This window comes from Geobacillus sp. Sah69 (assembly GCF_001414205.1).
Taxonomy (GTDB): Bacteria; Bacillota; Bacilli; order Bacillales; family Anoxybacillaceae; genus Geobacillus; species Geobacillus stearothermophilus.
Genome location: NZ_LLKS01000043.1, coordinates 1 through 8,354 on the forward strand (window position 1 = coordinate 1; position 8,354 = coordinate 8,354).

5 protein-coding genes are annotated in these 8,354 nt (G+C 54.7%); all 5 read right to left on the reverse strand.

What is annotated here, in order from left to right; all coding sequences use genetic code 11:
* The coding region (locus AP057_RS11315; RefSeq protein WP_152968881.1) for a transposase at nucleotides 1–548 on the reverse strand (548 nt) is incomplete at its 3' end.
* 272 nt (nucleotides 549–820) lie between these two features.
* Entirely contained in the window at nucleotides 821–1,417 is a 597-nt protein-coding gene (locus AP057_RS11320; protein ID WP_055358757.1) for a phosphatase PAP2 family protein, read from the reverse strand.
* A gap of 79 nt (nucleotides 1,418–1,496) precedes the next feature.
* Nucleotides 1,497–2,981 carry a glutamate synthase subunit beta gene (locus AP057_RS11325; RefSeq protein WP_055358758.1) on the reverse strand — a complete coding sequence of 495 codons (1,485 nt, stop codon included), beginning with the start codon at nucleotides 2,979–2,981 and terminating at the stop codon, nucleotides 1,497–1,499.
* Nucleotides 2,982–3,124: 143 nt separating this feature from the next.
* On the reverse strand, nucleotides 3,125–7,684 hold the full coding sequence (gene gltB / locus AP057_RS11330; RefSeq protein WP_055358759.1) for a glutamate synthase large subunit: 4,560 nt from the start codon (nucleotides 7,682–7,684) through the stop codon (nucleotides 3,125–3,127).
* Between the two features lie 375 nt (nucleotides 7,685–8,059).
* Nucleotides 8,060–8,354: integrase core domain-containing protein (locus tag AP057_RS11335; RefSeq protein ID WP_152968882.1), on the reverse strand; the 295-nt coding region annotated here is incomplete at its 5' end.

Consider the following 8,354-nt stretch of genomic DNA (forward strand, 5'->3'; position numbering starts at 1 on the left):
GTCCAAAACTCCGGAAAATATCGGTCGGTCCAGCGGACGATCGCGTTTTTCACCGCCGTCTGTTCCTTGCGGAGCTTCTCTTTGAGCGTGCTYCCCACGCGCAAATCGGCTTCRATCTCGTGCAGCAGCCGGGGAACGAGGAATCGTCCGTCTTTTGCCAGTCTGGCAATGACCAGGGCGTCTTTGGCGTCGTGTTTCGTCGGCAGGTTGTCATCAAGTTCTTTCGACCGGCACACATGCGCCGGGTTGACCATGACCAACGGGATCCCGTGCTCCTCGAGGAAGTAGGCCAGGTTCAACCAGTAGTGCCCGGTCGGCTCCACGGCGACGATCACCTCTGACTTCCCGAACGCTTGCATCGCCCCCTGAATCGCTTTATACAGCTGYTGAAACCCCTCTTTCGACTGGAAGATCGGGAACGAYTTGCGAAGCACGCGCCCCCGGTCATCCACGAAGCAGGCGTAGTGGGTTCGTTTCGCGATATCGATGCCCACGACAAGCGTTTGTTCCGTAACTTGATCAATTTTATAGTTTTGTGTACAATTCATCTGAAGTCCTCCTTGGCATGATGGTAGGTATTGTTTGACACCCCTGCATCATACCAAGAGGGCTTTTTTTGATCAAGTCCCCGGAAAAGCTCCTAACGGGAATGCTCCTTTTCCCCATTGTATCATTGTCTCGGTCAACGCGATAGTATAGAAAAAGAGATTTTCTCCCTAATTTCGACAACGGCAAAGCTCAACACAAAGCCGCAAAATTTGCTTTTCACCGCGCGAAATCAAAACAAAAATCGTTTTTTGTCCATGTTCTAAAATCCGCTTCAGCGAGTGAACCTACGGTAAAGAGCCAGGCAGGCTGATACATAGGCAACCCCGAGCAAAAACCCACCAAGCACATCAGATGGATAATGCACTTGCAGACTTAACCTGCTTAAGCCAGTCAACAGAGCAAGCGCTCCAAAAACGCCGTAAATCGCGGCCCGCTCGCCTCGCTTCGTGCGCGTTTGCGCCAAAAAGTACGCCAAAATCAACAAGTAAATCGTCCCGATCATCGCGTGGCCGCTTGGAAAACTAAATCCACCGATTTCAGCACGAGGAGGTCGAGGCCGTCCAATGATATGTTTTAGCCACTCATTGATGCCATATCCCCCGCCAACAGCGGCCACAACCAACACCATTCCGTAGACGTCGCGGCGGAAAAACCATAAACCAATGACAAGCATAATGCTGATGGTACCAATCGTCTTTCCATTGCCAAGAAACGTAAACGGGTCAAGCCAATTCCAATAATCAAACAGACGCAGCCCCTCTTCATCCATTCTCTCCGTCCATCCAGCGGCCACGCCTGTCCAAACAAGCAAAAAAAGGCCCAGACTCATAGCCGCAGTGATCCATAATCGTCGATTCATGCTGAGCATCACTCTCCTCCTTATACCTTCTTTTCCAGAAAAACAAAAAATCCTCCTTAAAAAGCGGTGCTTTTTAAGGAGGGATCCATCACCACGGCAACTTCGTCTCTCCCATCAGGAACCGATCGACTTCACGAGCCGCCCCTCGGCCTTCATGGATGGCCCAGACAATTAAGCTTTGGCCGCGGCGGGCGTCGCCAGCCGCAAACACGCCCTCGATGTTTGTTGTATATTTGCCGTATGGGGCTTTCACTTTGTTGTTGATCGTTTCAACGCCAAACTGCTTCAACAACGGCTGCTCTGGCCCTTCAAACCCGATGGCGATAAACACCAAATCGCACGGCCATACTTGTTCCGTCCCCGGAATTTCTTTAAAGATCGCTTTGCCGTTTTCATCGATGATTTTTTCCATTTGAATCGTATGCAGCTCTTTCACGCGGCCGTGCTCGTCGCCAACGATTTTCTTTGTTTGAATGCAATATTGACGCGGGTCGGCGCCGAATTTCGCTTTTGCTTCTTCATACGCGTAGTCAAGCGTAAAGACGAGCGGATATTGCGGCCACGGATTATCGTCCGGGCGCTTGTCCGGCAAGGCAGGGTGTTTGCCGAACTGGACGACGCTTTTGCAGCCTTGGCGCAGCGCGGTCGCCACACAGTCGGCCCCCGTGTCGCCGCCGCCGATCACAATGACACGTTTTCCCTTGGCATCGATAAACTGGCCGTCGGCAAAATTCGAATCCAATAAACTTTTCGTCACGCCGGTCAAATAATCCATCGCAAAATGGACGCCCTCCAGCTCCCGGCCTTCAATGGCCAAATCGCGCTGCTTTTGCGCCCCGATGCACAAGACAATGGCGTCGTACTCGGCGCGCAGCTCCTCGGCGGTGATGTCCTTGCCAACTTCGGTGTTCGTGACAAACGTAATACCTTCCTCTTCGAGCAGACGCACCCGACGCTCGACCACTTCTTTTTCCAGTTTCATATTCGGAATTCCGTACATCAACAAGCCGCCGATGCGATCGGTCCGCTCGTACACCGTCACCGAATGGCCAGCTTGGTTAAGTTGGTCGGCACAGGCGAGCCCAGCCGGGCCAGAGCCGACGATGGCCACTTTTTTCCCTGTTCTTGTTTTCGGAATGCGCGGTTTCACCCATCCCTCGGCAAACCCTTTATCAATAATAGCCCGTTCAATCCCTTTAATGGCAACCGCCGGGTCGGAAATCGCCACCGTGCATGACCCCTCGCACGGCGCCGGGCAGACGCGGCCGGTGAATTCCGGGAAGTTGTTCGTTTTCAACAAACGATCAAGCGCTTCTTTCCAGCGGCCTCGGTACACCAAATCGTTCCATTCCGGGATCAAGTTGTGCACCGGACACCCCGAAGTCAGGCCGTTTAGCTCCAATCCCATATGACAAAACGGCGTGCCACAGTCCATACAGCGGGCACCTTGGCGGGCCAGCACGTCTTCGGAAAACGGCTGCGTGTATTCTTTCCAATCATCAAGACGGGAAAGCGGATCGCGCTTTTTCTCTTCCTCGCGTGCATATTCCATAAATCCTGTTGCTTTTCCCACGATGGTTCCCCTCCTTCTTTCCGTACGTATCCTCTCTTCTCTCATGCGGCCTTCCCGCCTGTTGGCCGATCAAAAAGCGGGCCCCGCGAAGCCGCGGAGCCGAAGCGGCGTCGTCACTTCGCGGCCAATCGCAAGCCACAGCGTTACTTCGCCACCGCTTGCAGCTGATGGACGCCGCCGACAGCCGCTTTTTTCTGTTTTGCCACCGTTTCAAACGCCGCCATGACAGCTTCTTCGTGCGAAAGCCCGGACTGTTCGAGCGTTTCGATCGTCTCAATCATCAGTTTGTAATTGCGCGGAATAACTTTGACGAAGCGGCGGACGTAATCGTCCCACTCGTCGAGCACCAATGCAGCCCGCGGGCTTCCTGTATAGCGGTAATGGTTTTCGATCATCCGGCGCACGTCGCGAATTTCTTCCTCGTCTTCGAGCCGCTCAAATGAGACGAGCTCAAGGTTGGCGGTTTGCTTCCAGCTGTCTTCATCGGCAAGAACGTAAGCGATCCCACCGGACATGCCGGCGGCGAAGTTTTTGCCAACCGAACCGAGGATGACAACGCGGCCGCCGGTCATATATTCACAGCCGTGGTCGCCGACGCCTTCGACAACAGCATGGACGCCGCTGTTGCGGACGCAGAACCGCTCCCCAGCGCGGCCGCGAATGTACGCTTCGCCGCTTGTAGCCCCGTAAAACGCCACGTTGCCAATGATGACGTTGTCAGACGCGGCAAACGGCGCCTCATGCGGCGGACGGACGATCACTTTGCCGCCGGAAAGCCCTTTGCCGACGTAATCATTCGCGTCGCCGACGAGCTCAAGCGTCATCCCTTTCGGCACAAACGCTGCAAAGCTTTGCCCAGCCGATCCGGTGAAATGGAGGCGGATCGTATCATCCGGCAGCCCTTCCTCGCCGTAGCGCTTCGAGATTTCGCTTCCTGTCATCGCCCCGACCGTGCGGTGGACGTTGCGGATGGCGAGGTGAAGTTCGACCGGCTCCTGCCGCTCAAGCGCTGGCTGCACCGCCGGTAAAATTTCCGTATAGTCGAGCGTCTCTTCCATTCGATGGTTTTGCCCTTTGCTGCCTGTGCGCGGGCCATCGACTTGATACAAGAGGCGGGACAAGTCAAGATGTTTCGCTTTCCAATGCGCTTTCGCCCGTTCGCTCACTTTTAAGACGTCAACGCGGCCGACCATTTCGTCGATCGTGCGGAATCCGAGTTCCGCCATCATTTCCCGCACTTCCTGAGCGACGAAATACATGAAATTGACGACATGATCCGGCTCGCCGGTAAATTTCTTGCGCAGTTCCGGATTTTGCGTCGCCACGCCGACCGGGCATGTATCCAAATGGCAGACGCGCATCATGACACAGCCTAAAACGACGAGCGGTGCCGTCGCAAATCCGAATTCTTCGGCCCCAAACAGCGCCGCCATCACAACGTCACGGCCGGTCATCAATTTGCCGTCGGTTTCTAGAACGACGCGGTCGCGCAACCCATTGAGCATGAGCGTCTGATGCGTTTCCACCAAACCAAGCTCCCACGGCAAGCCGGCATGCTTGATGCTCGTTTTCGGCGACGCACCCGTGCCGCCGTCATAGCCGCTGATGACGATGACATCGGCGTTCCCTTTCGCCACGCCAGCCGCGATTGTGCCGACGCCGGCTTTGGCGACGAGCTTGACGCTGATGCGCGCGTCTTTGTTGGCGTTTTTCAAATCGTAAATGAGCTGGGCCAAGTCTTCGATCGAGTAAATGTCATGGTGCGGCGGCGGGGAAATGAGCTCGACTCCCGGCGTTGAGCCGCGCACTTTGCCGACCCACGGATACACTTTATTGGCCGGAAGCTGCCCGCCTTCACCTGGTTTTGCCCCTTGCGCCATTTTGATTTGCAATTCGTCAGCGTTAACCAAATAATGGCTTTTTACGCCAAAACGCCCGGACGCCACTTGTTTAATCGCGCTGCGACGCCAGTCGCCGTTGTCGTCTTTCACATAGCGGGCCGGGTCTTCGCCGCCCTCGCCGCTGTTGCTTTTTCCGCCGATCCGGTTCATGGCGATCGCCAGCGCCTCATGGGCTTCCTGGCTGATCGAACCGAACGACATCGCGCCGGTTTTAAAGCGGCGGACGATCGATTCAACCGGCTCGACTTCGTCAATCGGCACCGGAGGGCGCTTCGAATCGAAGTCGAACAAGTTGCGCAAAAACGTCAACTGTTCTTCATTGACCAGTTTCGAATATTGTTTATAGAGGTTGTAATCGTTTTTCCGGCACGCCCATTGCAACAAATGGATCGTCTTCGGATTGAACGCGTGATGTTCGCCGTTGCGCCGCCATTGCAGCTCGCTGCCTGCATCGAGCACATCGTCTTCATGCCGCGCTCCGAAAGCGGCTTCGTGGCGCATTTTCGCTTCTTTCGCAATTTCCGCAAGCCCGATGCCGCCGATTTGCGATGCCGTGCCGGTGAAGTATTCCTCAATGACATCGTCGCCGATGCCGACCGCTTCAAAAATTTGCGCGCCGCGGTAGCTTTGCACCGTCGAAATGCCCATTTTCGACATCACTTTGACAACGCCGTCAACGGCTGCCTTCATATACGTTTTCACCGCTTCGCGGTACGACAAGGCGATCGTGCCGTTTTCTGACGCTTGGCGGATCGTCTCCAGCGCCAAGTACGGGTTGATGGCGTCCGCCCCGTAGCCGATGAGCGCCGCAAAATGATGCACTTCACGCGCTTCGCCGCTTTCGACAAGCAGGCTGACGTTCGTGCGCGTCCCTTTGCGGACAAGATGCTGGTGAAGCCCGCTTGTCGCCAACAAAACCGGAATGGCGACATGTGTTTCATCAACGCCGCGGTCGGACAGCACAAGAAGCACCGCCCCGTTTTCGATCGCTTCATCCGCTTTGGCAAACAGCTCATCAAGCGCCTGTTTCAAATCATCAGTAAACAGCGTCGGCAGCACCGCGCACGCAAATTCCGGGTACGGATTGGCTTTTAACGCTGCGAGCTCTTCGTTCGTCAATAGCGGAGTTTCCAAGCGGATGCGCCGCGCCGCTTTGGCGTCCGGATGCAAAATGTTCCCTTCTTTGCCAAGCAGCGTCATCGTCGAGGTGACGACATATTCGCGGATCGCATCAATCGGCGGATTTGTCACTTGGGCAAACAGCTGCTTGAAGTAGTTGAACAAACTTTGCGGCCGCTCCGACAGCACGGCAAGCGGCGCGTCCATGCCCATAGCGCCGGTCGGATCTTTTCCTTCCGCCGCCATCGGCAAAATCGTTTTTTCCACATCTTCAAACGTGTAGCCGAACGCTTTTTGCAGTTTGACGAGTTGCTTCGGCGCTTCGACGTCCTCCGGAATTTCCAGATCGCCAAGCGTGATCATTTGCTCGTTGATCCATTGGCGATATGGCTTTTCATGAGCCATTTCTTCCTTGATTTCCTGGTCAGAGATGATGCGCCCTTGCTCGAGGTCAACCAACAGCATTTTCCCCGGGCTCAGCCGCTCTTTATATAAAATGTTGTTCGGGTCAACATCGATGACGCCGACTTCGGATGAGAAAATAATGTAGTCGTCTTTGGTGACATAATAGCGGGCCGGACGCAAACCGTTCCGGTCCAAAATGGCGCCGATTTGCTTGCCGTCGGTGAACGAAATCGCCGTCGGTCCGTCCCACGGCTCCATGAGACAGCTGTGGTACTCGTAAAACGCCTTTTTCGCCCCGTCCATCTGCTCATCCCAAAACCACGGTTCCGGAATGAGCATCATCGCGACATGGGCCGGCTTCCGGCCAGCGAGAACGAAAAATTCAAACGCATTGTCCAAAATCGACGAGTCGCTGCCGTTCGTATCCAAAATCGGCACGACTTTTTCCAAATCCGCGCCGAACGCTTCGGACACAAATTGTTTCTCGCGCGCCGCCATCCAGTTGACGTTGCCGCGCAGCGTGTTGATCTCGCCGTTATGGATCAAGTAGCGGTTCGGATGGGCCCGCTCCCAGCTCGGAAACGTGTTCGTGCTGAAACGCGAGTGCACGAGAGCAAACGCCGAACGGAACCGTTCATCTTGCAAATCCAAATAAAACGCATCGATTTGTTCCGGCGTCAAAAGCCCTTTATACACGATCGTTCGGCTCGAGAAGCTCGCTACATAGCACTCGTTGTGTTCCACACATTTTTCGAATTGTTTGCGGATCACATACAGCTTCCGTTCAAACGCCAACTCATCAGTCACGTCATCACTTGCCGCGACAAACACTTGACGGATGAACGGCTTGCTTTGCCGCGCCAGTTTGCCAAGCTTTTCACGATCAACTGGAACTGTCCGCCATCCGAGCAGCCGTTGCCCTTCTTGAGCGATGATCTCATTGAACATCGATTCATAGTACGCCCGTTTCGCTTCCTCTTCCGGCAAAAAGAACATCCCGACCCCGTAGCGCCCTTTTTCCGGCAAGTTCATCCCGCTGCACACCGCTTGAAAATACTCATGCGGAATTTGCGTCATAATGCCCGCGCCATCGCCTGTTTCCGGATCGCTCCCTTGTCCGCCGCGGTGTTCAAGCTGGCGAAGCATATGGAGCGCTTTTTCGATAATGTCATGTGACGGTTTTCCTTTCAAATGCGCATAAAACCCGATCCCGCATGCATCATGCTCAAATTCCGGGCGATATAACCCTTGCGCTTCCGGTAATCCGTAGTGTTTCATGCTGCCTTCCCCTCCCGTTCCGAATTGTCTGTAATATTCATTGTAGTTTTCAAAATTAATATAAACAATATATAATTTAGATAAAATCCATCTCTTTTTGCGATCAATCAGGTAGCGTCAAAAGTTCTATGAAAACTCCACACAGATCATCCCATTGAGCATCGTGGGGCATGCGGAGGGCCGGATTCGCCCTTGACCAACACCCGCCAAAGGTGCGGAAGAGTCGTCAAGGGCGACGGGGACAAAAAAGAAGGCAATAAGAAAGCCGCCCTTGCCATGACCGAATTTTACCTTTGGCGGTGTTCGGTTGGTCAAGGGTTCGCTTCGCCGAATCCGGCAGGAGTTCTGTTCAACGGGCTCCGGAGGACAAAAAAGTCAGGCCGCCTCTTGTTGGAGAAACGCTTGTGCCATGGCGATCAGCTTCGTCCACCGGGCCGGCATATGCGGAAGATCCGCCAGTTCCGGGATGACGACCGGCACCCGGCCTTCGAGCGCGCTGTGTGGGCGCAGAAAGTTGAAATACGCCACAAACAGCGTCACAAAGGACACCGAGCCTTCTTCCGCACCAAACCCATGGGTCGGGCGGTAGTTGCCTTTAAAGGTCCGGTTGAATCGCTCGATGATCTGCTTGAGAGGGCGAAACTCTTCCGAGACCGGATCCTCATTGGTC